The following is a 22,519-nucleotide window of genomic DNA, read 5'->3' on the forward strand; positions in this document are numbered from 1 at the left end:
TACTGAAAGAACCTCGTGCACCAAGCGGTCCGCTTGGAAGGGCCACATCGCGCAGTAGCGCCACGTCATAAAGTAGCGCCGTGTCGCGCAGTAACACCACGCCAGGTCGTGCTTAAGGAGGCGCTGCGCCTGCCTACTGGAAGCAGTCAGATGGTGTAGGGCGTGAAGTTGCGGGGGCATTGAGGCCCGGGACAGGTCAGTCCCGGGCCTCAACGGTTAGGTTAGTCTTCGCGCTGCTCTTCGGCGTCGTCAGTACGCTCGCCCTCAGCGGGCACTTCTTCCGAGGCCTTCTTCTCGAGATCCTGATCCTTATCGTGATCCTGCTTGGCGTGCTTTCCACCCATGGATTCTTCTCCTTTTCTGGATGCTACTTACGGGTAACGCTAGTGCCCTATCCGCTGGCATTGTTTCTTATTCCGCTAACGGAAAAAGGGACACTTACCTGACCGGGTGCATTCTGCAGTGCTTTATTGGCGTTGCGCGGTGGGGTGTTGGCGTGGTCTGTTATGCCTGTCGTGGAGCGTCTAACCGAGCATTTTCTGGTTCTGCCTGCCCTCGGAGGGCTGGACAACAACGAAACCGGGACCGTGGAAGCCCAGCTGAAAGGATTCTCCAGATCCCCTGCCGATGAGAGATCCCATCTTGAAATCATTCTTCAGGGATGGGCTGAGGTTGGGGGACCAGCAGATAGCTGCCTGGGGATCAACGAAGGTGGGCTGCTGGGAGCAGTCAAGGAGCATGGGAGGACCATCGCTTGTGACGGCGATCGTGCCGTGGCCTTCCAGGAAGTAGTTGAAGAGACCGCCCGACATGAGACCTGCGCCGCCGAGGGAACGAATGTCGGAGCGGAGCGAATCGTCGTAGGCAAGCATGCTTGCCGAGTTCAGAGTAAGGGCTTCGCCTTCGAGCGTGATGAGGAAAATGTCCTGAGCCTCCCGTGCTAGGAACACTTCGCCCTGTCCTCTCACCTTCATGAGGTTCCCGCCCTCACCTGTCGCAAACTTCTTCAGCATCTTCATGCCGCCACCGGACCCCTGGTATGAGAAGTCCATGTTGCCCTGATAGGCGACCATTGCGCCCTGTGCTGCGACAATCTCGGGAGCTCCCGGGACAAGTCGGCAACGGAGCATCTTGCTGGACTGGAGCGCCCACCTCTCCTCGGTTTGACGCTCCTGATTTTGCTGATCGAACAGTGCTGATCTCATAACGGGTCCTTGCTACGGGAAGAAAACGGGAAACGAAAACCCGCGTGGAAGCACTACCAAAGTGACTTGTGATGTGGGTTACGAATAAGAGCCAGTCTAGACGCAGATCGGCGTTCTGTCATGGGAAGAGAACTAACGACGATCTATTGCGCGCGCCGCTTGAGGACCGAGTCATGCCGGAAGCGTGTGGCGCAGTCCCGCTCGCCATGACCTTGTTCGGTAACTGTTCCGTGATTGTTCCCGCAGAGCGCAGAGGGAGGCCGGAATGAGGTGCGGGAGGCAAGTGGGAGATGGGCCTAAATGGGAGATAGGCCAGTGGAGCTGGATGGAATGAAGGACGGCGACAAGTGCGAGATGTGGTGGGGCTGCAGGCAAGCCATTCGTTCTCGCGGCCCCACCACATGAAGCATTGGGATCAGGCGTTGGCTGCGGCCGGGTCGAAGCCGATCTCGAGGAACTCGGCAGTGCCGTCCGGCCTGCCGACGATGACGCCCTTGGACATGGCTGGGAACAGGCCGTTTTCAACGACGCCGGGGATCTGGTTGAGGGCGATGGCGAGGCCCGCGGGGTCGGTGATGGTCTCGAGCTTCGCGTCAACAATGTAGTTGTCGTTGTCGGTAATAACCGGGCTATCCCCATTCATCCGACGTTCGACGGAGACGGCTTCCCAGCCCTTTTCTGCTAGCAGTTCGCGGATGTTGCGGATCGTTGTGCCGTAGTAGGCCGGGGTTACCTCGATTGGGAGAGCGAACTGTCCAAGAGTCTTGACAATCTTGGAGGGGTCAACAACGGTCAGCATATTTGCGGAGTTAACCGCAATGATCTTCTCCCACAGCAGGTTTGCCCCGCCGCCCTTGATCATTGACCCATCGGGAGCGACTTCGTCGGCACCGTCAATGCAGATATCGAGACCAGCAATATCATCGAGCTCGACAAGGGGGACGTTCAATTCCTGTGCGAGATCGCGGCTTGCTTTCGAAGCGGGCACGGCGATGATGTCGAGGCCTTCTTCGATTCGCTTGGCTAGTGAACGGATGAAATGCCAGGCGGAGGTACCCGAACCGAGGCCGACCTTCTGTCCGTCCTCAACAAGGGAAGCAGCATAGACACCCGCTGCGATCTTGGCCTGCTCATTTCTCGAATCAGTCCCCATGGACCCTCCTTCATTCCGTTGCCACAACGATACTCCACAGGTGTGCGGAACGGATGAGACCCCTGGTCCCACGGCGCTGGCGGGGTCCGATGCGAAAGAGCAGTCCCCTGTGTGGAAGCTGTCCTGAGCACACCCGTGACGAGCCTCCGTGAAAGGCGGGAGCGAGTTGATGCCTTGGTGCCCGTATGACTGCGGGTTTCCTCAACTGTCTTTCTCGAGGAGCTGTTCTGCGTTCGCTTCGGGCAGTTTCTCCCTGGGAGGGTCTTGTCTGCGAACTACTTTGTACATCGCCCAGAGTGACGACAGGATCGGGATGGCGATGATTGCGCCAACAAGACCGGTGAGGAATGTTCCTGTCAGGACAGCGATAGCGATAACAAGCGGATGGAGTGATACTTGCTTGCCCATGACAGGAGGCTGGAACACGTCACCTTCGAGCTGACCGATCAGGGCAACTCCGAGAAGAACTATGAGCGCAGTGACCGGGCCGTTGGCGGCGAAGGCAACAATCGTTGCGATGATCATGGCGATCGGGGCACCGAAGAGCGGGATGAAAGCACCGATGGTGACAAGGATAGCGAGCGGCGCTGCGAGAGGGACCTGGAGGATCAGAAGCAGAATGAAAGCCAGGACCCCGTCAAGGACAGCAACGATCACGGTGCCGCGCGCGTAACCCGAGAACGACAACCAGGCCGCACTGGCCGCCCTGTGGGTAACGTCCCTGTTCTTGTCCGGAAGCTGGTTGAGGAACCAGAGCCACATTTTAGCGCCCGACATAAGGAAGAAAATGGTGGCCAAAGCGGCAAGGGAAACGATCATGATGAACGTGCCGATCGCGGAAGCACTCGACATGACCTGTGCAGAGATTTCCCCAGCATTGTCCTGAAGCCAAGCAATCCCGGTATCGACAAGATCCGATAGTTGCGCTGACGCATCCTCAGCAGAAAAGTCCCACGGTAAAGGACTGTTTTCTGCGCTCGAGCAGCCAGTCGGGAAAATATGTGCCCGAGCGCAGTTTTGGGACAGCAACATCCACTGTGCCGACCCGGGTGTCCAGGGGCCGGTGGCGGTAGCCGTTGCGCTGGGTGAGCCGGTCGGGACTGGGTTTGCCCCACTCCGCCCCGACCACGGCATCGGCGTCGGCGGAGAGCAGAGCATTGATCACGGTTTGGAGCAGATCTCGCATGAGATCTGGAGATGCTTCGGCCAGGGCTTCGCGGAGCAGGCCTGCAGGGTCGATAATATGAGGAGCGGTCATCGTGGCGATGTCCTTTCGAGTGAGAATTAGTGAGCTTTCTCGAAGGATCCCACGGTGACCGCGCTCGTGTCAGCAATAACGCACACGACCACCATGTGGCTACACCACTCTAAGGAGCACTACTCGAAACGCCGGGGGCAGTGTCAGAAGCGATGGGAACGTTGTGCGGCTGCACGGTGGGGGAGTGAACGGCGGCCGGGTGGACCGGCGGCGGTGTCTCGGTGGCCCGTTTCCTCTTCTTACGCAGAATCACGACAATCCGCTTCCGGTTGCCCGACGTAGTGCCTGAGGTTCTACCTGCCGGGCATGTACCGGGCAGACATGCTGATCGTGTCACCGATCATGCCAGAAGCCTGGCATAACCACGCGATCAGAACCTGATCAATTAAGACAGAGTGCTCGCGTTGTGCCTGGTAATGAGCCCGTTCAGGCCGGTATTGGTGCTGAGCCGGATAAGAGCAAAAGGGCGGGGCCCCGGGAGAATGTCCCAGAGCCCCGCCCCATTGTTGCTTGGCTGCCCGCCTGCGAGGGTCCCCGCGTGCCGACAGCCTTACGCGCTCACGTGCAGGCCTATCTGCTTGTGTTCAGAACGAACTGCACGAGCGTGGAGGGTGCTTACCTAATTGCTTCGGGCTCGCCGTCGATCGGATCGCCACCGGGCACCTGAGTGCCGGACTGCTCGTAGTAGCCCTTCTCGATGCGCTCGCCGACCTCCTGGTCGATGTTCTTCCAGTACTGGAAGACGTTCGAAAGGACGGGCTCGACAACGTCGGGAATAAGGGTGCCAACAACGGTCTCAACAAGGCGTTCGCGCTCTTCGTCGTTGAAAACCTCGCGGACCAGGGTGTGTGCCTGACCGAAGTCATCATCCTCGGCGTGCAGGGAGTAAGCGGAGCGAACCATCTCGCCGTCCGCTTCCCAGCCGTTTTCGACCGGGCCCTGAGTGTCCTGATAGGCGCGACCGTACGAGTTCGGTGCGTACACGGGAGCGTTGCCCGTGTGGTGGTACTGCATCGCACCCTCCTTGTCGTACGAGTTCGTCGCGGTGATCGGCTGATTAACCGGAATCTGGTTGTAGTTCGTGCCGATGCGGTGACGCTGAGCATCCGGGTAGGAGAAAGCATCTTGTCAGGGGAGACGCCGGTGCCCGGAACGGTGTTCGCGGGGGAGAAGGCAGCCTGCTCGATCTGTGCAAAGTGGTTCGTCGGATTCTCGTTCAGCGTGAAGCGACCAACCTTGTGAAGCGGGTAGTCCTTCTTCGAGATCGTCTTCGTCAGGTCGAACGGGTTGAAGCGGTAGGTCTTCGCATCCTCGTACGGCATGATCTGGACCGACAGAGTCCAGGACGGGAACTCGCCACGCTCAATGGCGTCGAACAGGTCGCGACGGTGGAAGTCAGCATCCTCACCAGCAAGCTTCGAAGCTTCCTCGTTCGTCATGTTCTCAACACCCTGATCGGTGTGGAAGTGGTAGACAACCCAGAACTTCTCGCCAGCCTCGTTCACCCACATGTAGGTGAACGAGGAGTAGCCGTTCATGTGACGCCAGGTGCGGGGCAGGCCGCGGTCACCCATGAGGTACGCAACCTGGTGAGCCGACTCGGGGGAGAGGGTCCAGAAGTCCCACTGCATGTTGTTCGAACGCAGGCCCGAGTCGGGCATGCGCTTCTGCGAGTGAATGAAGTCAGGGAACTTCATGGGATCGCGAACAAAGAAGACCGGCGTATTGTTGCCGACCATGTCGAAGTTGCCCTCTTCGGTGTAGAACTTCAGGGCAAAGCCGCGTACATCGCGCCAGGAGTCAGGGGAGCCAAGCTCGCCAGCAACCGTCGAGAAACGGGCCAGCATTTGGGTCTTCTTGCCCGGCTGGAGGAAGTCGGCCTTCGTGTAGGCGGAAACATCCTCAAGAACCTCGAACGTGCCGAAAGCGCCAGAGCCCTTCGCGTGAGGGCTACGCTCGGGAACGCGCTCGCGGTCGAAGCGTGCAAGCTTCTCAACAAGAGCGACGTCGTGGAGGAGGAGGGGGCCGTTAGCACCGACGCTCAGCGAATGAGCATCAGATTCGCGAGGTGCACCAGCTTCGGTTGTAGATTTCTTCGTAAAATCGGATTGAGTCATGGTCAGCCATCATCTTTCGTAGCGCGCTAGTTTTCATGAGCGGCCTCCAGGCAGTCCGGGCATAGACCGTGATAGATGACTTCAGCCTCGTCCACTGTGAACCCGTGATCTTCTTCGGGAAGCATGCAGGGAGCTTGGCCAACATGGCAGGGCACATTCTCGATTCGGCCGCAGTTGCGACAAAGCATGTGGTGGTGATTGTCGCCCACCCGAATCTCGTAACGTGACTTGCGTCCATCTAACGTGATCTTGCGAACGAGATTGCAATCGGTCAGCGCATGCAGGACGTCATAGACGGCCTGCGTTGACACTGATCCGAGGCGCTCTCGAACCTCCCCGGCAATGAACTCAGCATCGGAATGCCGGTTCTCTGTAATGACAGCGAGGGCTGCCAGCCGCGGAGCCGTAACACGAAGACCTGCTGAACGCAGGGCAGTAACGTGTTCGTCGGAAGCCATACCTCAACCCTAACTACTAAACTGGAATTAATCCAATAAACGATTTTCTACGAAGAAAGACGTGTTTTCTGCGAATCCTCTTTGCGTAAGTCTAGGCCAAGCGCCTTCGCGAACCTGAAGTACGTCAAGAAAATTCCGTGTTTATAGGAGATGTTACGGGATGTCAGGCTTTGTAGAAGAAAATCTGTGATGTCCGGCCGGCAGGGAGTGCGGTCGTTCCGGGCGCGGCTCTCCGAGTGTTGGCGGTCTCGGAGGTGGCGGTGAACGCTCCGCGGTGGGGCTGGGGCCTGCTCGAATTGTCCTCTGGGAAGAATGCTCTCGTTCCGGCCGGCTTGGTTGTTGGGTTCGGTTGCTGGCGCCAAGTTGCCGGTTGGCGGCCTCACAGAACAAGTAGTTGCAGTTTCAACTATGTAGTTCTAGAGTGTAGTTGAAACGGAAATGACTGGGCTTTAGGCTCGGGAAGAACTTGCGAGATGCATGGTTCGGCATGTAGCTCGAGGAAGAAGAAAATGATGACGACAACGACACTTGCAGACGGTCGCATTCTTAACCCTGCGACGGGCATGGATGCCGTGACTCTCCGTGTGGGGGATCTCGAGCTTATGTCCTCCTACTACGCTAAGGCTCTTGCACTTGAGCCGATCGAGGAGCAGTCCCACGGCCGCGAGGTTCACCGAGTGCTGGGACGCAACGGCGTGCCCTTCGTGCGGCTCGTTGCGACTCCCGGTCTTCCCGGTGTGGATCCGTCGAAGCCCGGTCTCTACCACACGGCATTCCTGTTCGATACGCCCGGTGCTCTTGCCGCCACGCTGTACCGAGCCGCACAGGACCCCCGTAGCCAGTATGTTGGTGCCGGTGATCACCTTGTTTCCGAGGCCTTCTATTTCACCGACCCCGAAGGTAATGGCATCGAGCTCTACATCGACCGCCCGCGCGATCAGTGGGAATGGGTCAATGGTCAGGTCAAGATGGCAACCCTTTACCTCGACCCGAATGAATTCCTTAAGAACCACCTGACGCAGGAAATCTACGATGCTGCCCCGAAGACCGTTGGCAAGGTTGGCCACGTCCACCTTCAGGTTGGCGACATCGCTACCGCACGCGATTTCTACGTCGAGGGCCTCGGCTTCGAAGCGACTTTGGATTACGGCAGCCAGGCACTCTTCGCTTCGGCTGGTGGCTACCACCACCACGTTGCTATGAACACGTGGAACTCGGCAGGCTCCGGCCCGCGTGCTGCCAGCCTGGGCCTCGGTAACGTGGCAGTCACCGTTCCTGGCCGTGAAGACCTTGACGCTCTGGTGGCTCGTCTCAAGGACAAGAAGATCTCCTACACGGATAGTGGCACCTCCGTTGTGACCGTGGATCCGTGGAACACCCAGGTCAGCCTTTCCCTCCCGGGAATTACCACGGATGAACTGCTGTCGCTCTGACGCGCCGCCCGCTAGATTGTTTCCATGGGAACACCTCTCGACCAGATCCCCGGAGTGGGGCGCCCCTTCCGGGATGCGGTAAAGCTAGCGGGCTATACAGATCTTGAATCACTCAACGGCGCCGACTACCGGGAGCTCCTCGAGCTCCACGGGGTCGGCAAAGCCGGTTTGCGAACAGTCCACGACGCCCTCATGGAAAGGGGCCTTGGCGGACTCGTTGGAGACATTCCCGAGGCGAAGGGATCAACATGGACCAAGGGACATACCGGTGAGAATGCCGCCGATATCAAGACCGCCCAAACCTCACAGGATCCGGAAGAGTGGATCGAATCGCTCGAGTGGCCCGCCCGCGTCAAGCAGGGGAAGGAACTGCTCAAGATCTTCTCTGAAGCCACGGGCGAGCAGGGTGTCATGTGGGGGCCGAGCATGGTCGGCTACGGAGCCGTCCACTACAGGTACGCCACCGGGCGCGAAGGCGACACCTTTCATGTTGGCTTCAGCCCCCGCAAATCGTCCCTATCCCTCTACGGGCTCCAGGGTCACCCTCGCAGCGAGGAACTCCTGGGCAAGCTCGGTAAACACAAGACCGCCGTCTCCTGCGTTTACGTCAACAAGCTTGAGGACATCGATCTCTCAATCCTTGCCGAGCTGATCAAGCACTCCTGGGAAACGGAGCCGGGGGACTGTTAGAGGCGCCCTCAAAAACCGCCACGTGTGTGCCCCACATTGCCTTCATTGTATCGATTTCATGCGACACGCACATTCCCTTTTGTTCTCGGGCTGTTAGGCCGGTTTGTCACCCGGCGGCTAGGCCAGTGCACTAATTCGCCAGGTACGACATGACTTAGTTGGGCGGGCTGAATTGGTCGGTGCTTGAAGGCAATGGTGAGCTCATTGGCGCACGTTCGCGAAGCTGCTGCGTGCTGAGTTATGCGCGTGATCGAGCCGAATTTGGTGCCGGGGGCGCGTGACGATCGCTGAAGATTCTTGGAAGATTCGTGGCCACTCCTTGGGCGGGAAGGACCCGCTCCCCGCCATTGCGAAGCGAGCCCCGCAACTATGGTCCCCAATTTTTCAGCTGTTGTCTACCTCTCATTCAGGAATTGTGTGTAATGGGTGTGGGCAGCCCTGATTCGGGTAGCCCGTTTGTCGATTTCTGCGACCGAAAGGTTCTGCTCGTTTTTCTGCGTCGCCGCATCGAGAATCTCGTACCCGATCTTTTGGATCATGAGATGGTCACGCCATATTGCCTTTGCCGTCGAGTGGTGATCCTTGTTGAGGGAGAGAATGGCGCGATGTTCGCCGACGAGCTCGAACTGGAGATCGCGGCGCCGGGCCAGGGCCTTCGAAGGTGGCAGGAAGGTGAGCACGCCGATCAGGTCACCCATGGCATCGAAGCAACGATCTGCCAGGCGGAGGTGATGGAGTCGTTGTATGCGGTTCGAGGACGCCCATAGGAAAGCGATGGAGATGGCGACGGCGATTGTCACCTCGAGGATACGGAATGTCATGATCTGCCCGAGAGGCCCGGAGGCTCCGCCACCGAGTAGCAGTGCGAGCGGGGTCGTGAAGATAACCGTGAGGGCATAGTTTCACACGACGAAGATCTCGGCATAGAACTGACATATCACCAGAATGAGAAGGAGAGGCCAGGCAGCTGGCTGGGTGATATAGACGAGGGCGAAGATACCGAGGCTGATAATTGAGCCGAGGAGGCGGTGGAGGGCGCGGACGGATCCTGGGACCTTTTCGAGGCCCCACTGGAGAACAAGAACAGCGCTGACGATTGCCCAGTCCGGCCGGCCCAGGCCAAAGGCTATGGAGATCATTCCGGACAGGATTGAGGCCCAGAAGACCTTCTGTGCCGTCAGTGTCGAGTGTGAGTATCGGTGGATTGACCGATAGTTCGTGTACGGGGCGGTGAGACTCCTGTGCGGGATAGCCACGCGGTTCGGGCCTGTGGGGGAGAGGTTCTCGTACTCCGTCCCTCCCGTCACGTCCTCGTTCAGGGCCGCGAGGCGGTTCTGTGCCGTCAGCGCCCGGGCCACGAGATCGGACTGGGATTTGCGGATCACTCGGCCGCCGCTAATGATCCCAGCATCGTCGAGGGCAACCCAAGCAGTATTGAGCGCCGAAGAAGCATCGTGCCGTTCCTGTACGGCATAGCTCGGTGACTTCTCGTACTTCTCAACGGCCTTCTCAAGGTTCTCAACGGCTTGACGTTCTGGTGCGTGCGGGTCAATGAGTGCCGGGAGCATGCCGAGAATCCAGGCGCTGACAGCGCCGACCGTTGCCCACATGCCAACCTGCCAGGGCATAAGACCAAGCCCCGATGACATCTGGGAGCTTGAGGTCACCATGACAATAAAGAAGATGCCGGGCGCCGTCATGCGAAGTGAGTTCGCCCCGAATACCAGGATGGCCGCAACAATCGATGAGAAGATCACGGTGATAGAAATCCACCACGTGTTTCCCGTTTCTGAGACAAGTTCTTGGACTTCCTGGCCGATGAAAGATCCCATGGTGACGCCCGCGACGAGGAGGACGCCGATGATTGCCATGGGCTTCCACCGGTACCGGAACGGATGTCCTTCGCCCGAGATCACGGCGTATGCGCCGGTGGCGATGAGGAGCATCTCGTTCTCGAAGCCCAAAAGCAGGGCAATTAAGCCAGGTATGCCAAGGGCAAGCGCCGCTCGAGCGGCACCCGGCCACCTGACACTCAGAGCCAGGTAGGTGAAAAGCTGTCGCCACAGGTTCTGTTTGGGTGATGGAATCGGCTCGCTGAACGCGGCGTCATCGACACCAAATTTTGCAATCTTGTACCGCCGAATCCATCCCATACTATCCCGAACAAAAACCAGGCTTTTGGTGAGTTCCCGCTCTTCCCGCCACGGGTGATGGGTTAATTCACGGTGATGACAGGATCGCGAAGGTCAACGTGGAAAAGAAATGGTGGCAGGTGCTAAGCCCCGTAGTCGAGTTCGGCTTAGTGCCTGCCACCGTGAGAAGAGGTGACTTCCGTTAGCGGCCTTCGTTAGGAGAAGAGACCTTCGATAGGGGTCTCCCCATCCGTGAAGCCGATGGTCTTCCCAATAGCGTTCGGGGAGGCAAGAACCTCGACGATCATCCGTGCCACGTTGGCGCGCGAGGTGTCGCTCGGTCCCTCGTATCCGATTTCACGCACGGTAATGGAGTTGGTGGGCTCCTCGAGGGTCAGGGCGCCGGGGCCAAGGATCGTGTAGTCGAGACCGGTGCCGCGCAAGTGCTCGTCGGCCTCCGCCTTCGCCTGTGCGTAGTGGTAGAACGAGTTATCCTCGGGGACGCCGTGGTCGAGCGACGAGTTCAGGTACGAAACCATGACATAGCGGGAAACGCCCGCGGCCTTGGCGGCTGCCATCGACCGGACCGCGGCCTCGTAGTCAACCGCTCGGGTGCGTGCCGGATTGCCACCGCCAGCACCGGCGGACCAGACAACCCCGTCCATCCCTTCCATGGCGCGGGTGAGGTCTTCCTCGCTTGCTTGCTCAATATCGAGGAGAAGGGGCGTCGCCCCGGTTCCCTCCACGCCGGTGCGGTGGTCAGGATTGCGAATCAGCGAGGCGACCGCGTGTCCGTTGTGAACGAGTAGCTCCGAAGCAAGCAGAGCGACCTTGCCGTGACCGCCAATGATGAGATATTTCGACATGTTGTCCTCCTCAGGTACTCCCTCCAGGCTAGACGCCACGCACGGCACGTGCCAGAAAAAAGGCTCCAACCGGCACGGCAGTCCAGGATTCTCCCTGGATTGAACGGGACGCGGTGGACTCCGTTGCGGCTGGCGATGCCACAGCCATCTGCGGGAAATCGGCGCCTCGCAAAAGTTTGGTACCCCTCTCTGGTATTCCTCAATAATCTGGCGCTATTCAATGGATGGATAGTTGAGCGTTTACGCAGAAGTGACCTAGCCAATTGGGAAATATGCCGCACCGGCGTATTGTGAAGACTGGATTCCAATGGTGCCCATCCTTTTCGTCCAGATTTGTGGGACATTGGTCCAGGATGGTCGCGGTTGGCGGATAACGCTGGCACACTTGTGGTCGACACTGTGAAGGGGGTGCGCCGTGGCTCATGAAGCGTCCGGGTTAACAATTGCTCTCGTCGCTCTCCACACTGATCCCATGGCAGTACCGGGGGCCGGTGAGGCAGGCGGTCTCAACGTTTACCTGCTGAACTCCGCGAAAGAACTGGCCCGGTTGGGGCACCGAATCCATATCGTCACACGCAAAGATCGTCGGGAGCTTCCCGAGGTCGAACCAATTTTTGATGGCGTAACAGCCCACTATCTTGAAGCGGGCCCACGAGAGCCCGTGTCCAAGTCGGATTCAGAACGGCTGATCGAGCCGTTCGAGAGCGCCCTCGATACCTGGGTTCAGCACAGCCAGGTCGACATTATTCACTCGCACCACTGGTTTGCTGGCGTGGCAGCAATTCCGGTTGCCAATCGTCATGCCATCCCCCACATCCAGAGCTACCATTCGCTGGCTGCGCCCGCGGGCGCAGGATGGGAAGCGGGAGAGAAAGCAGAATCTCCCGGCAGGATCGTTGGGGAGCGGCAGATAGCAGCTACATCGGATCTGATCATCGCGGTCAGCGAGTTTGAAAAGAACCTCATTGTTTCCCGATACAACGCGGACCCTGCGAACATCGCCGTCGCCTCCCCCGGCGTCGACCACGTAACCTTCGCTCCAATCTCCGAGAAGGAAACGAAGCCTGGTCACGCAGGCCACCGCAACAGTGGTGCAAGTTCAGCGCGTGCCGACGGTGTTCAGGAACGTGTGAAAGGCGCTGAGCCATCCGGGGCGAACATTCCCGCGAAGGTTTCAGAACCCACCATTGTTTTCGCCGGTCGCATTCACCCGCTCAAGGGAGCGGACCTGGCTGTGCGAGCTCTGTCGCTCATGAACCCCGATTCTCGACCCAAGCTCATCATCTCGGGAGAGCCCGCCTCCGGCTATGACGACTACCTGGACGAGGTCCGGACGCTCGTCACCCACCTTGGCACCGGCTTGAAACTGGAGTTCCGTCCCTCGCTGACGCGCGAGGGGCTTGCTGAACTCATCGGCCGTTCGCTTTTCCTTATCAACCCCAGCCACCTCGAAACATACGGGATCATCAACGTTGAAGCCGCGGCCTGCGGCGTTCCCGTTATCGCCACAAAGACCGGTGGCATGGTCGAATCGGTTCTCGATCAACAGACCGGCTACCTTATTGACTCGCGTGACCCAACGGAATGGGCGCGCACCATGGAATCGCTCGCGCACGACCCGGCCCGCAGGGCCGAACTCGGTGCGGCGGGACGACGCTTTGCCCTGACCCGTGGATGGGCCAATGTTGCACGGGAACTCACTGCCATCTACCTAGGAGAAGCCGGATGAAACTTGAGGACATCTTTGGGAAGGCGCCCCTCTTCGTCCATGCCCACCCGGATGATGAGACCCTTCAAACCGGTGCACTACTCGCAGCCTGCCACAACGAAGGCCTGAGAACTACCGTTGTTACAGCAACACGAGGAGAGCGCGGAGAGATCGTCCAAGGAGTTATTCCCCTGGACTCAACCGTCGATGAACTCGCAGCCCACCGCGAGCAGGAACTGGCGCTCGCGGTCAAGACCCTTGGAGTGGACCGCCACTACTGGCTGGGGAACGTGCCCGCTCGAAAGGAGGGGCTTAGCGAGAGGCGCTATGCAGATTCCGGGATGGTCTGGATCGATGAAGGCGTCGCCGGCCTCGCAGAGAACCTCGAAGAAGGCACGCTCTGCTCCGCAACCATTGCGGAAGCCGCTGGCGACCTAGCTGCACTCATTGAGGCCATCGCCCCAACTGCAATCGTGTCCTACGACAGCCGGGGCTCCTATTCTCATCCCGACCACATCCGTACCCACGAGATCGCCCTGAAGGCATCCGAAATGACCGGGGTCGATTTTTACGAGGTTGCTTCCGACGCCAACGACCCGGGTTTCGAACACCTCGAGCTCTCCCAGTATCTCGATATCGTCGTCGACGCACTATCCATGTACCGTAGTCAGCTCACCGTCTACCCCGACCATATCGAGCACGTTGGCGGCCAGCGAGACGACTTCTCCACCGCCGTCGGGATCCGACGCTACGCAGGCTAGCGGTAACGCACCCGAGATAAGCTTCGCAAAGGTAGAAAACGTGTGAGCCCGGCCGACAACAGCCGGGCTCACTCCTACCCGGGGGGAGAAAGCTGCCGAGTATGCTCGCGTCGCTGAGGGCAGGGGGATTCCTAGTCGGCCCAGGCCGGGACCTGAGCCTGGGTCTTACTGGGCCTCAGGCGGCCCTGGGAGAAGTCGGCGATGAGGCCGACTGCTCCGGCAACAAGAGCGGGAATGGCCCATGCCATGTTCACCTCGCCGAGGGGGATCATGTCGATGTATTCGCGGAGGAATACGAAGGTCTCAAGGTTTGTTGCCCAGAGCGCCTCGGGGATCGCGACGATGATGGCGGTCCAGGCCGAGAGCCGGTACGTCCAGTAGAGCTTGCCGGGCAGGAAGATATCGAGAAGGGCCACGGCAATGAGGCAGATGGCGATGGGGTAGAGAAGCTGGTTAATCGGGGTGACAATTTCCAGGATTTTCTCCAGGCCCAGATTCGCAAGAGCCAGGGCGACGAGGCACTGGACGGCGACCATAGCTTTGTGGCTGATCTTCGGGAATAGCTTGCGGAAGTACTGGCTTGAAGAACCGATAAGGCCGACAGCTGTGGTCAGGCAGGCGAGGATCGTGACGGCGGAGAAGACCGTCTGTCCAATTGGGCCAAGGCCGGCTTCTGCCGCGTAGGCAAGACCGGCGGCACCATCGGTGAAGCCATGTCCGGCAATTCGCGTGCCAACCGCTGCCAGCCCGAGGTAGATGAGGCAGAGGCCGATGCCGGCAACGAATGCCGACAGGGTCGATCCCAAGATGAGCTTCCTGCGGGTTGAGAAGCCGTGGCGAGTCAGGGAACGGAGAATAATGACCGAGAACACGAGCGAGGCAATCGCGTCCATCGTGTAGTACCCCTCGAGAAGGCCCGTGGGGAGGGGATTGCTCGCATAGTCGGGGCTCGGCTCCACGGAAACCGGATCCATGGTCACAACGACAGTGATGATGAGAACCGCGAGAACAACAAGAAGCGTTGGTGTCAGGTATGTGCCGAGACGAGCGATGATTTTGCCGGGATTCAGGGCAATAGCCCCAACGGCTGCAAAGAAAACGATCGAGTAAACCAGCAGGTGCAGAGAATCGGATTCGGTTCCGTCAGCAATGTGCGGCACGACCGTCATCTCGTAGCTCACGGTTGCCACCCGGGGGATTGCGTAGAGCATGCCCGTGGAAAGGAAAATTGCGACCGTGAAGGCCAGGCCCGGTATTCGTCCAATCCTGGACGCGATGCCATCCGGCTCGCCGCGTTCCTGCGTGGATGCGGCGATCATGCCAAGAACGGGAAGCGCCACTCCCGTCATGAGGAAGCCCGTGATGATGAGGGCAGTATTGTTGCCTCCTGTCATGCCGATCATGACCGGGAAGATAAGGTTGCCTGCTCCGAAATACATGGAGAAGAGCGCTAGGCCCGTGACGATGATGGTAACGAGCTTCGACTGGGTTTTGGGCATAGTACCTGCTTAAAGACGAGTGACCAGTCGATGCTACCCCCGGCCCCATCCGCTTCTCATAGGACGTCCACCATAGTGAACACAAGAAACTGGGGTTCGTGCCTGAACTCACCGCGCGGGGCACCTGATGCTGAGGCAATTGGAGGACGGTCGGTCAAGGGGCAAGGAGATAATGATCGGTCCAAGAGGCAAAACGATCAGCCGGGGACGTAACGACCGGTCCATGAGACAAGCGATAGAAGGGATGGATGGCGCGAACGGGTGTGAGTTGGATGGGTCGAGCCCGCGGCTGGTGCCGCGGGCTCTTCCTTCCCAGTGTCGGTGCAACGCTCCCGTTCGTCAGACGGAGGCTTGCGCCCTATTGGTGGTGGTTAGTGGTTGGTGGCTGTGCGCCGGACGGGTACTGAGGAGAAGCCACCAACGGGATTCTCCTCGCGGGGTGCCTCGCCGGTCAGGACGAGATCGCCCCCGCGCAGGAGCGCTACAAGAGCGGCCCTGAGCTCCAGGGTGGAAAGAGTGCGACCCGGGCACACGTGAGGCCCGGAGCCGTAGACGAGATTGTGTGCCGCATTGCCTTCGGGGTTGTACGCATCGGGGTACCCGACCGCTCGGGGATCCCTGTTTGCGGCGGTCCAGTGGATGACAACCTTTTCGCCGGCCGGGATCTCCTGCCCGGCAATCGTGACCTGCTTCGTGGTCTTGCGGCGGTTTGAAATAAAGGGGTCATCGATTCGAAGAATCTCGTCGAGCGCGCGGTCAAGAGCGTCCGTGTTCCCCTGCTCGTCGTAGCGGCGCAAGTCAGCCGCAATCTGGTGGTGGGTGGCCAGGAAGTGGGCGACAATGCCAATCGAGTAGGCGATCGATCCGAGATCGCCCGAGGTCCAGTTGCGGAGAATCGAAACAATCTCCTCCTTAGCCAGCGGACGTTGTTCCCCGTTCTCTTCGACCGTGTCATGTCTGAGCTTCGCTGTCGGGCTCTCGTCATCCTCGTGGGTGGTGACGATTCTGCGAACAATGTCGGTGAAGGCTTCCGCGACAGCTTTGGTGCGCTTCCTGTCGCCGGAGCGGGTGGCGGCCTGATTCTCGGTAATCCACTCCAGTAGATCGTTCTCGTGCGAGGCGGGCCACTTGAGCCACTGGCTCTGGCAACGCACCGCGACCAGCCGGCCAAAGTCATTCGCGTTGAACGCATCTCCCATCGATGCGTAAATCTCGGTGGCAAGTTCTTCGAAGCTGGGGTAGAGCGGGACAATGACGTCGTCTGATAGGTAGCGTTCAATGACGGTCCGGAACCTGCGGTGCTCATCCCCATCCATGCCATTCGGCACGTTCAGGTGCTTCGATACGTGGCTGGAGAAAGTCTCTGGATCGTTTGCAACGAGACGAGCCTCCTCGTTACCCCACACTGTCCACGACGAATCGTCATGGGTGACAGGGCAGCGGCGGAGGCTCGTATCGCCAAGAGTTCTGGCGTCAGTCATAGATTCACTATAGAGATGTAGACCACCTGTTTGTCAGATTCGTCAGGCCGCACGACGTAGGCGGACCAGCCAGTGCTCAGGACCGTCCTTCACAACCTCGTGGTTGAACTCGCCCTCCAGATCCTTGACCTCGCTAAGAAGCGGGTTGGGCATGTGAGGGGCCTTGAGCAGAAGAGAGCCTTTGACCGGAAGAGCGGCAAGGGCGCCCAGGATTGCGGCGTGGCGGACCGTGTGGGGGATCTCCAGAACGTCGAGAGTCTCCTCGACAGTGTCGTCGTTGTTGCACTGGCATTCATGCGACATGGCATTCTCCTGAAAACGAGGGGTGCGTTACACCCACCAATTTACACGAGAAAACTGTTAATAATTAATTGAATGGTTGTGCCGCACGTCGCAGGGCGGATGGGGCTGTCGCTCGGTTGTCAATCGTCGGCCACCGTTCACAGGGTTTGGTCGGCCCGGTCATGCCGGCCGGCTCGGCCAGACCCCGCCAGCGGGGCGAGCCCTGTGGCACCCTCGCAGGGAGGGGCGTGTGGCATCCTCAAAAGATTCTTCACGGACTCTCCATTTAATCCGCTCGTGGGATTCTGCTTTCGATCCGCTCGTGGGTGCTGGTGCCAGTTCTGATTGACGGTCGTAGACAGGATGCGTTCCTAGGAGGGTGAATGTCGACCGAATGTGATCGCACGCTCGAAAGAACAAGAGAAGACCGAGTCGAGCTCTATAAACGTTTTCATCAGATCCCGGAGCTGTCGCTCCAGGAGAGCGAGACATCCTCCCTTATAGCGGAGCGGCTGCGCGCTCTTGGGTTAGATCCCACTGCAGTCGGGGGAACCGGCCTTGTCGCGGTCCTGAAGAACGGCGACGGTCCCGTTGTGGCATTCCGTGCCGATATTGACGGGTTGCCGGTGGCGGAAAAGTCCGGGAAGGACTATGCGTCTACGGCAACCACGACAAGCGCCGATGGTGAGACTGTCGGCCTCATGCATGCCTGCGGGCACGATGTGCACATCGTTTCCCTTCTTGGTGCCCTCGAAGCTCTCGTTGAGTCAAAGGATGACTGGTCGGGAACCTTCGTTGCGGTATTCCAGCCCGCCGAGGAAACCGCCGAGGGCGCCCGCGCCATGGTGGAGGACGGCCTCGCGGAAGCGATGCCGAAGCCGGATGTGTTCCTCGCCCAGCACGTCATGTCGACCCTTCCCGTGGGAACGGTCGGCACCAGGGCGGGGGAGTTCATGGCGGCAGCCGCCTCTATCAAGGTCACCGTGCACGGCTCTGGAAGTCACGGTTCGATGCCTCATGCTGGAGTTGACCCCGTTGTTCTCGCCTCCGCGATTGTTCTCCGCCTTCAAGCCATCGTGTCCCGTGAGATATCGCCCGCCGAATCCGCAGTCGTCACCGTCGGAGCAATCCGGTCCGGCTCCAAGTCCAATGTCATTCCCGAGACCGCAACCCTACTTATTAACACCCGCGCTTTCGATGATGCGGTGGAAAAGCAGATTCACGCTGCAATAGAGCGGATTGTTCGTGCCGAGTGTGATGCTTCCGGTTCGCCCCGGCCGCCCGAGTTCGAGTATTACGACCGGTTCCCGCTCACCGTTAACGACGAAGATGTGACGGATCGAGTTCAGGATGCGTTCGATCATCGCTTTGGTGACCGCAGCATTGTTGTTGGCGCCATGTCAGGATCGGAAGACTTCACGATCCTTCCCGATGCTCTCGGCGTCCCCTCCTGCTACTGGGTAATCGGCGGATTCAAGGAAGGAAAGGGGGTTCCGAACCATTCCCCGTTCTTCGCTCCCGAGATCTCGTCCATCGACACCGGCGCGGAAGCCATCATTGCGGCGTCGATGGCCTGGCTTGGCAAGTAACCGCGATGCTACGGTCCGGGCCGGGAGGGAAGTCTCGACCCGCCAAATCGTTAGCCTTTGAATTTTGATTCGTTGAATTGTTGGCTCTGGTTGGGTGAGGAGCCTCGGTGGTTCACGTGAGGAGCCTCGGTGGTTCGGGTGAGTCTTGCTGGGCGATCATTGGCAATACCCCCGCTAGCGGACCGATGAGGTTTAGTGAGCCGATCGCGCGTAGGGGTTGCTCGCAGGGGTGTCGGTGCGGAAGTTGGGCGACTAGTTCCCTTTTGCGATCCGGTCGGGAAGGGCGCTTAGGAGCTCCTTAAGCTGTACCTTCTGGTCGTCCGTGAGGGCTGAGAAATACTCGTCCGCCACTGCCGTGCGCTTCTCCTCAAGCTCGGTGAGGAGCGTGCTGCCGGATTCGTTGATTTGGAGGATCTTGGCCCTGCGATCATTCGGGTCGGCCTCCGTGTGAATGAGCTCCTTGTCGACGAGGGCGTCAACGACATCGGTGACGGCCCGCGGTGTGATGTGGAGCTGTTCTGCGAGGCGGGCTGGGCGGATAGGCTCTTTCGCAATCATCTTCAGGGCGCGGTGCTGATGGGGCGGGATTCCGCGGGAGTGGTGACGGATGTAGCGGGCTACGGAGCCGATCATGTCAGCCAGCTCGGTGCCCGTTGGTGCTGTAGTTTCGCTCATACGGGAATAATATCATGAACTGGCGAGTTAACCTCATAGTGAAGTAACCTCAGTAAACGAAAAGGAGGCTCTATGAGTGTCAATATGCACATGGGTCCGGGAGGGATGAGGGGGCCTCAGAAGGTTGATCCTGCGGATAAGGCCCGGCTTGAAGAGAATCCCGTTTCCTACGGGAGGGTTATTCGGCTTTTCAAGCCGCACAAGTGGCAGCTCGCTCTCGTTGTTGTCCTTATCGTTTCCGTCTCGGGCCTGACTGTTGTTCAGCCCTTCCTTGTGAGGACCGTTGTGGACGAGGCAATCCCGCAAAGCGACGTTTCCCTTCTTGTTTGGCTGGTTGCCGGGATGATCCTTATCGCGATCGTCACCCAGGCGATCGGCGTGATTCAAACCTGGATGAGTGCCAAGGTTGGCCAGCGGATCATGCACTCGCTCCGCGTGCGGGTCTACACGAATCTGCAGCGGCAGTCCCTCGGGTTCTTTACCCGCACCAAGGGCGGAGAGATTCAGTCCAGGCTGACCAACGACATTGCCGGCATGAAATCCATCGTCACCTCAACGGCAACCTCGATTGCCTCGAACCTGACGATCTCGGTAGCCACCATTGCCGCCATGATCGCCCTCAGTCCTACGCTGTCGCTCCTTTCGCTCATTGTTCTGCCGCCTTCGATCTGGCTGACCCGAAAGGTCGCCCACACGCGTAAGGCGATTACGATCGAGCAGCAGAAGAAAATGGCGATCATGCAGTCCACGATCACCGAGACGCTCTCGGTTTCCGGCATGAGACTAACCAAGACACTCGGCCTGGAATCCCGTAACGAGAAGGCCTTCTCGGACGTCTCCGAAGAACTCATCGATCTCGAACTGAATTCTCAGATGGCGGGGCGGTGGCGCATGGCTTCCATGCAGATCATCTTCGCGATCATCCCCGCTCTCGTTTACCTCGTTGCTGGCTTGCCCTCCACCACCATCTCCATCGGAACCCTTATCGCGTTCACGACGCTCCAGTCGCAGATCTTCCGCCCCCTCACCGGTCTGTTGGATATTGGCGCCCAGTGGATCTCGGCAATGGCGCTGTTCTCCCGAATCTTCGAATACCTCGACCTCGAACCCGAGTTGGCAGAACCGGAAGAGAATGCTCCGACGCCGACACCTGGCGACTCGTCGATTGTGTTTGATTCGGTCACCTACAGCTACCCCAACGCGGAACGGCCTGCCGTCTCCAACATCAACCTGGTGGTTCCCGCCGGGTCCTCCGTGGCACTGGTTGGCCACACCGGCTCGGGTAAGTCCACCCTTGCCTCACTCCTGTCACGGCTCGTTGATCCGTCGTCCGGTTCGATCCGAATCGGCGGAGTGGACCTGCGCCACATGAACTCGGCTGAGCGTGCTCGCCGGATTGGCATTGTCTCCCAGGAGACGTACCTGATCCACGACACGATTAGAGAGAATCTCAGGCTTGCGAAGGAGAATGCGAGCGATGAGGAGCTGTGGGAAGCCCTCGGCATCGCCCGCATCGACGCCCTTATTGCATCCCTGCCACAGGGACTCGACACAATTGTTGGTGCGCGTGGCTTCCGATTCTCCGGCGGTGAGCAACAGCGCATTGCCATTGCCCGCACCGTTCTACGCGACCCTGAAATCCTCATCCTCGATGAAGCAACATCCGCCCTCGACAACGAGACGGAACGCTTCGTCCAGGAGGGTATTGATAACCTGTCCCACGGAAGAACAACCGTGACGATTGCCCACCGGCTCTCCACCGTTCGGGAGTCCGACAACATTGTTGTCCTTGATGAGGGGCGGATCATTGAGGCAGGAACGCACGACGAACTGCTCGAACGTGGCGGCCACTATGCGCTACTCGAAGCCGCAACTGAGAAGGTTGCCTAGTCCAAGCGGTAAGTGGTCGGGCAAATCCAGGGTCGCGGGCGCGGACCGGTCGAGAGAAACATCGGTGGGACCTTGCGTTTGAGCTTCCCTGGGCCCACGGAGGCTGTGCTGTCCGGGAGCCGGGGAAGTGTACGGGAGGGACCTTCTGTCATGTACCTAGGCCTTTTCCTGCACATAAGACCAGCAGAGGGCTGTCTACTATCGCATGAAGGAGACTGCGGATACCTTGATGTCATGGAAATCCAAGTGACATTCGATGCCGATGATCCGCGGGCCCTGGCAGATTTCTGGCAGGAGGTCCTCGACTATAAAAGAGATGAACCCCCGGCAGGCTTCGATACGTGGCAAGAGTTCCTGGAGGACGCCGGTGTCCCCGAGGAGCAGTGGGATGGGGCGGATGCTCTTGTCCCGAAAGACAGGAACGGCCCCCGAGTTTTCTTCCAGAAAGTACCCGAATCGAAGACCGCGAAGAACCGTATCCATCTCGACGTTCGCGTAGCCACGCACCTCAATGGTGACGAACGCATGGCGGCGCTGGAGGATCGAGCAATGGAACTCATTGCCATCGGTGCAGCCCGTCTCAAGCGTTTCGAACCCGATAACTTCACCCGCGGACACATCGTTCTCGCCGATCCCGAGGGCAACGAGTTCTGCCTGGACTGAAACGAAAGAAAACAGGATACCCGTTGACCGCGTCGGCCTGAGGTCTTTGTCGTCGATGTCGTGTCGCAGGGCGCAGTCTCGCTAGCGGGATGGAAGCATTTCTCGTTGAGACTGGTGCTCAGCACCTAGCGGATTGGGCCTGCCGAGGAGAGCGTTGTGTCATGCAGGTTCAGCTGACTTTCGATGCCCACAATCCGGCTTTGCTGGCGGACTTCTGGGCGACGGCCCTCAAATACACGAGGGAAACGCCGCGCGAGGCGAAGGCGGCGCCTGCCTCCGACAGGGCAGGCTACCGTCCCTGGCAGGACGCCGTCGCCATCGTCCCCAAGGACGGCACCGGCATCCGCATCTCCTTCCAAAAGGAGACCGAGTCCAAGAGGGTCAAGAACCGGCTCCACCTGGACGTACTGACGGCACCCGGCCTCGAGGGAGAAAAGCGGATGGCGGTGCTGGCAGCGCGCGCCGATGAACTCTCCGACTACGGCGCTACTCGCATCAAACGCTGGGAACCGGACGGTGACAACCCCGGCTACCTGGTCATGGCCGACCCCGAGGGTAACGAGTTCTGCCTGAACTAACGAAGTCCGCCCGGTGACCGAGCAACAACGAGGTGTGCCTGCATTGAACCCTCGTGCGAAGAGCGTATTGCGGAGGGGCTA

The 22,519-nt window shown here is 59.3% G+C and carries 21 protein-coding genes and 2 pseudogenes; 8 read left to right on the top strand and 15 right to left on the bottom strand.

The window, feature by feature from the left end; genetic code table 11:
- Positions 1–221: 221 nt before the first annotated feature.
- From ACTHUY_RS05085 to ACTHUY_RS05120, 8 genes and pseudogenes are all read right to left on the bottom strand, one after another.
- Positions 222–344, bottom strand: coding sequence for a hypothetical protein (locus ACTHUY_RS05085; RefSeq protein WP_441677929.1), 123 nt, complete (start codon positions 342–344; stop codon positions 222–224).
- 180 nt (positions 345–524) lie between these two features.
- Positions 525–1,205, bottom strand: coding sequence for an AIM24 family protein (locus ACTHUY_RS05090; RefSeq protein ID WP_126704756.1), 681 nt, complete (start codon positions 1,203–1,205; stop codon positions 525–527).
- A gap of 415 nt (positions 1,206–1,620) precedes the next feature.
- Positions 1,621–2,358: a ribose-5-phosphate isomerase RpiA gene (rpiA, locus tag ACTHUY_RS05095; RefSeq protein WP_441677931.1), complete on the bottom strand. Its 738-nt coding sequence runs from the start codon at positions 2,356–2,358 to the stop codon at positions 1,621–1,623.
- Between the two features lie 201 nt (positions 2,359–2,559).
- A complete protein-coding gene (locus ACTHUY_RS05100) occupies positions 2,560–3,390 on the bottom strand; it encodes an AI-2E family transporter (protein ID WP_441677933.1) in 831 nt (276 codons plus the stop codon).
- Positions 3,320–3,616: pseudogene (locus ACTHUY_RS05105) on the bottom strand (transposase); the annotation flags it as partial. The pseudogene ACTHUY_RS05105 and the gene ACTHUY_RS05100, both read right to left, overlap by 71 nt.
- A gap of 615 nt (positions 3,617–4,231) precedes the next feature.
- A complete protein-coding gene (locus ACTHUY_RS05110) occupies positions 4,232–4,630 on the bottom strand; it encodes a catalase-related domain-containing protein (RefSeq protein ID WP_441678047.1) in 399 nt (132 codons plus the stop codon).
- Positions 4,631–4,639: 9 nt separating this feature from the next.
- Positions 4,640–5,733, bottom strand: a pseudogene (locus ACTHUY_RS05115) (catalase); the annotation flags it as partial.
- 26 nt (positions 5,734–5,759) lie between these two features.
- Positions 5,760–6,191 carry a Fur family transcriptional regulator gene (locus tag ACTHUY_RS05120; RefSeq protein WP_126704760.1) on the bottom strand — a complete coding sequence of 144 codons (432 nt, stop codon included), beginning with the start codon at positions 6,189–6,191 and terminating at the stop codon, positions 5,760–5,762.
- A gap of 509 nt (positions 6,192–6,700) precedes the next feature.
- Between ACTHUY_RS05120 and ACTHUY_RS05125 the strand changes: the two genes are divergently transcribed.
- Together ACTHUY_RS05125 and ACTHUY_RS05130 are read left to right on the top strand one after the other, a co-directional pair.
- Positions 6,701–7,624, top strand: a complete 924-nt coding sequence (locus tag ACTHUY_RS05125) for a VOC family protein (protein ID WP_441677935.1) — start codon at positions 6,701–6,703, stop codon at positions 7,622–7,624.
- Between the two features lie 24 nt (positions 7,625–7,648).
- Positions 7,649–8,314, top strand: coding sequence for a DUF1801 domain-containing protein (locus tag ACTHUY_RS05130; RefSeq protein WP_441677937.1), 666 nt, complete (start codon positions 7,649–7,651; stop codon positions 8,312–8,314).
- A 395-nt stretch (positions 8,315–8,709) separates the two neighbouring features.
- Here ACTHUY_RS05130 and ACTHUY_RS05135 read toward each other — a convergent pair whose 3' ends face one another.
- From ACTHUY_RS05135 to ACTHUY_RS05145, 3 genes are all read right to left on the bottom strand, one after another.
- A complete protein-coding gene (locus ACTHUY_RS05135) occupies positions 8,710–9,135 on the bottom strand; it encodes a hypothetical protein (RefSeq protein WP_441677939.1) in 426 nt (141 codons plus the stop codon).
- An 81-nt stretch (positions 9,136–9,216) separates the two neighbouring features.
- The gene (locus tag ACTHUY_RS05140; protein ID WP_441677941.1) at positions 9,217–10,467 is read right to left on the bottom strand and encodes an FUSC family protein; all 1,251 of its coding nucleotides are present in this window, start codon (positions 10,465–10,467) and stop codon (positions 9,217–9,219) included.
- 194 nt (positions 10,468–10,661) lie between these two features.
- Complete coding sequence (locus ACTHUY_RS05145) at positions 10,662–11,312, bottom strand: SDR family oxidoreductase (protein WP_441677943.1); 651 nt, start codon at positions 11,310–11,312, stop codon at positions 10,662–10,664.
- A gap of 472 nt (positions 11,313–11,784) precedes the next feature.
- Between ACTHUY_RS05145 and ACTHUY_RS05150 the strand changes: the two genes are divergently transcribed.
- Positions 11,785–13,041, top strand: coding sequence for a glycosyltransferase (locus tag ACTHUY_RS05150; protein ID WP_441677945.1), 1,257 nt, complete (start codon positions 11,785–11,787; stop codon positions 13,039–13,041).
- Positions 13,038–13,781: a PIG-L deacetylase family protein gene (locus ACTHUY_RS05155; RefSeq protein ID WP_441677947.1), complete on the top strand. Its 744-nt coding sequence runs from the start codon at positions 13,038–13,040 to the stop codon at positions 13,779–13,781. Before ACTHUY_RS05150 ends, ACTHUY_RS05155 begins: the two co-directional genes overlap by 4 nt.
- A 131-nt stretch (positions 13,782–13,912) precedes the next feature.
- Here ACTHUY_RS05155 and brnQ read toward each other — a convergent pair whose 3' ends face one another.
- From brnQ to ACTHUY_RS05170, 3 genes are all read right to left on the bottom strand, one after another.
- Positions 13,913–15,280, bottom strand: coding sequence for a branched-chain amino acid transport system II carrier protein (brnQ, locus tag ACTHUY_RS05160; protein ID WP_441677949.1), 1,368 nt, complete (start codon positions 15,278–15,280; stop codon positions 13,913–13,915).
- Between the two features lie 371 nt (positions 15,281–15,651).
- Positions 15,652–16,761: a cytochrome P450 gene (locus ACTHUY_RS05165; RefSeq protein WP_441654980.1), complete on the bottom strand. Its 1,110-nt coding sequence runs from the start codon at positions 16,759–16,761 to the stop codon at positions 15,652–15,654.
- A 42-nt stretch (positions 16,762–16,803) separates the two neighbouring features.
- The gene (locus ACTHUY_RS05170; protein WP_441677951.1) at positions 16,804–17,064 is read right to left on the bottom strand and encodes a DUF2249 domain-containing protein; all 261 of its coding nucleotides are present in this window, start codon (positions 17,062–17,064) and stop codon (positions 16,804–16,806) included.
- Positions 17,065–17,426: 362 nt separating this feature from the next.
- Between ACTHUY_RS05170 and ACTHUY_RS05175 the strand changes: the two genes are divergently transcribed.
- Positions 17,427–18,632 carry an amidohydrolase gene (locus tag ACTHUY_RS05175; RefSeq protein ID WP_441677953.1) on the top strand — a complete coding sequence of 402 codons (1,206 nt, stop codon included), beginning with the start codon at positions 17,427–17,429 and terminating at the stop codon, positions 18,630–18,632.
- A 252-nt stretch (positions 18,633–18,884) separates the two neighbouring features.
- Here ACTHUY_RS05175 and ACTHUY_RS05180 read toward each other — a convergent pair whose 3' ends face one another.
- A complete protein-coding gene (locus ACTHUY_RS05180) occupies positions 18,885–19,307 on the bottom strand; it encodes a MarR family winged helix-turn-helix transcriptional regulator (RefSeq protein WP_126704770.1) in 423 nt (140 codons plus the stop codon).
- 72 nt (positions 19,308–19,379) lie between these two features.
- On the opposite strand from ACTHUY_RS05180, the gene ACTHUY_RS05185 reads away from it, so the two are divergent.
- The 3 genes from ACTHUY_RS05185 to ACTHUY_RS05195 all read left to right on the top strand — a co-directional run bounded on the left by ACTHUY_RS05185 (position 19,380) and on the right by ACTHUY_RS05195 (position 22,438).
- The gene (locus ACTHUY_RS05185; protein WP_441675539.1) at positions 19,380–21,197 is read left to right on the top strand and encodes an ABC transporter ATP-binding protein; all 1,818 of its coding nucleotides are present in this window, start codon (positions 19,380–19,382) and stop codon (positions 21,195–21,197) included.
- 234 nt (positions 21,198–21,431) lie between these two features.
- Positions 21,432–21,860: a VOC family protein gene (locus tag ACTHUY_RS05190; RefSeq protein WP_441677956.1), complete on the top strand. Its 429-nt coding sequence runs from the start codon at positions 21,432–21,434 to the stop codon at positions 21,858–21,860.
- 161 nt (positions 21,861–22,021) lie between these two features.
- Positions 22,022–22,438 (top strand): VOC family protein, encoded by a 417-nt coding sequence (locus ACTHUY_RS05195; protein ID WP_441677958.1) that lies wholly within the window; start codon positions 22,022–22,024, stop codon positions 22,436–22,438.
- The last annotated feature ends 81 nt before the right edge of the window (positions 22,439–22,519 follow it).

Origin of the sequence: Flaviflexus sp. (assembly GCF_052087705.1) — a bacterium.
GTDB classification, from domain to species: domain Bacteria; phylum Actinomycetota; class Actinomycetes; order Actinomycetales; family Actinomycetaceae; genus Flaviflexus; species Flaviflexus ciconiae.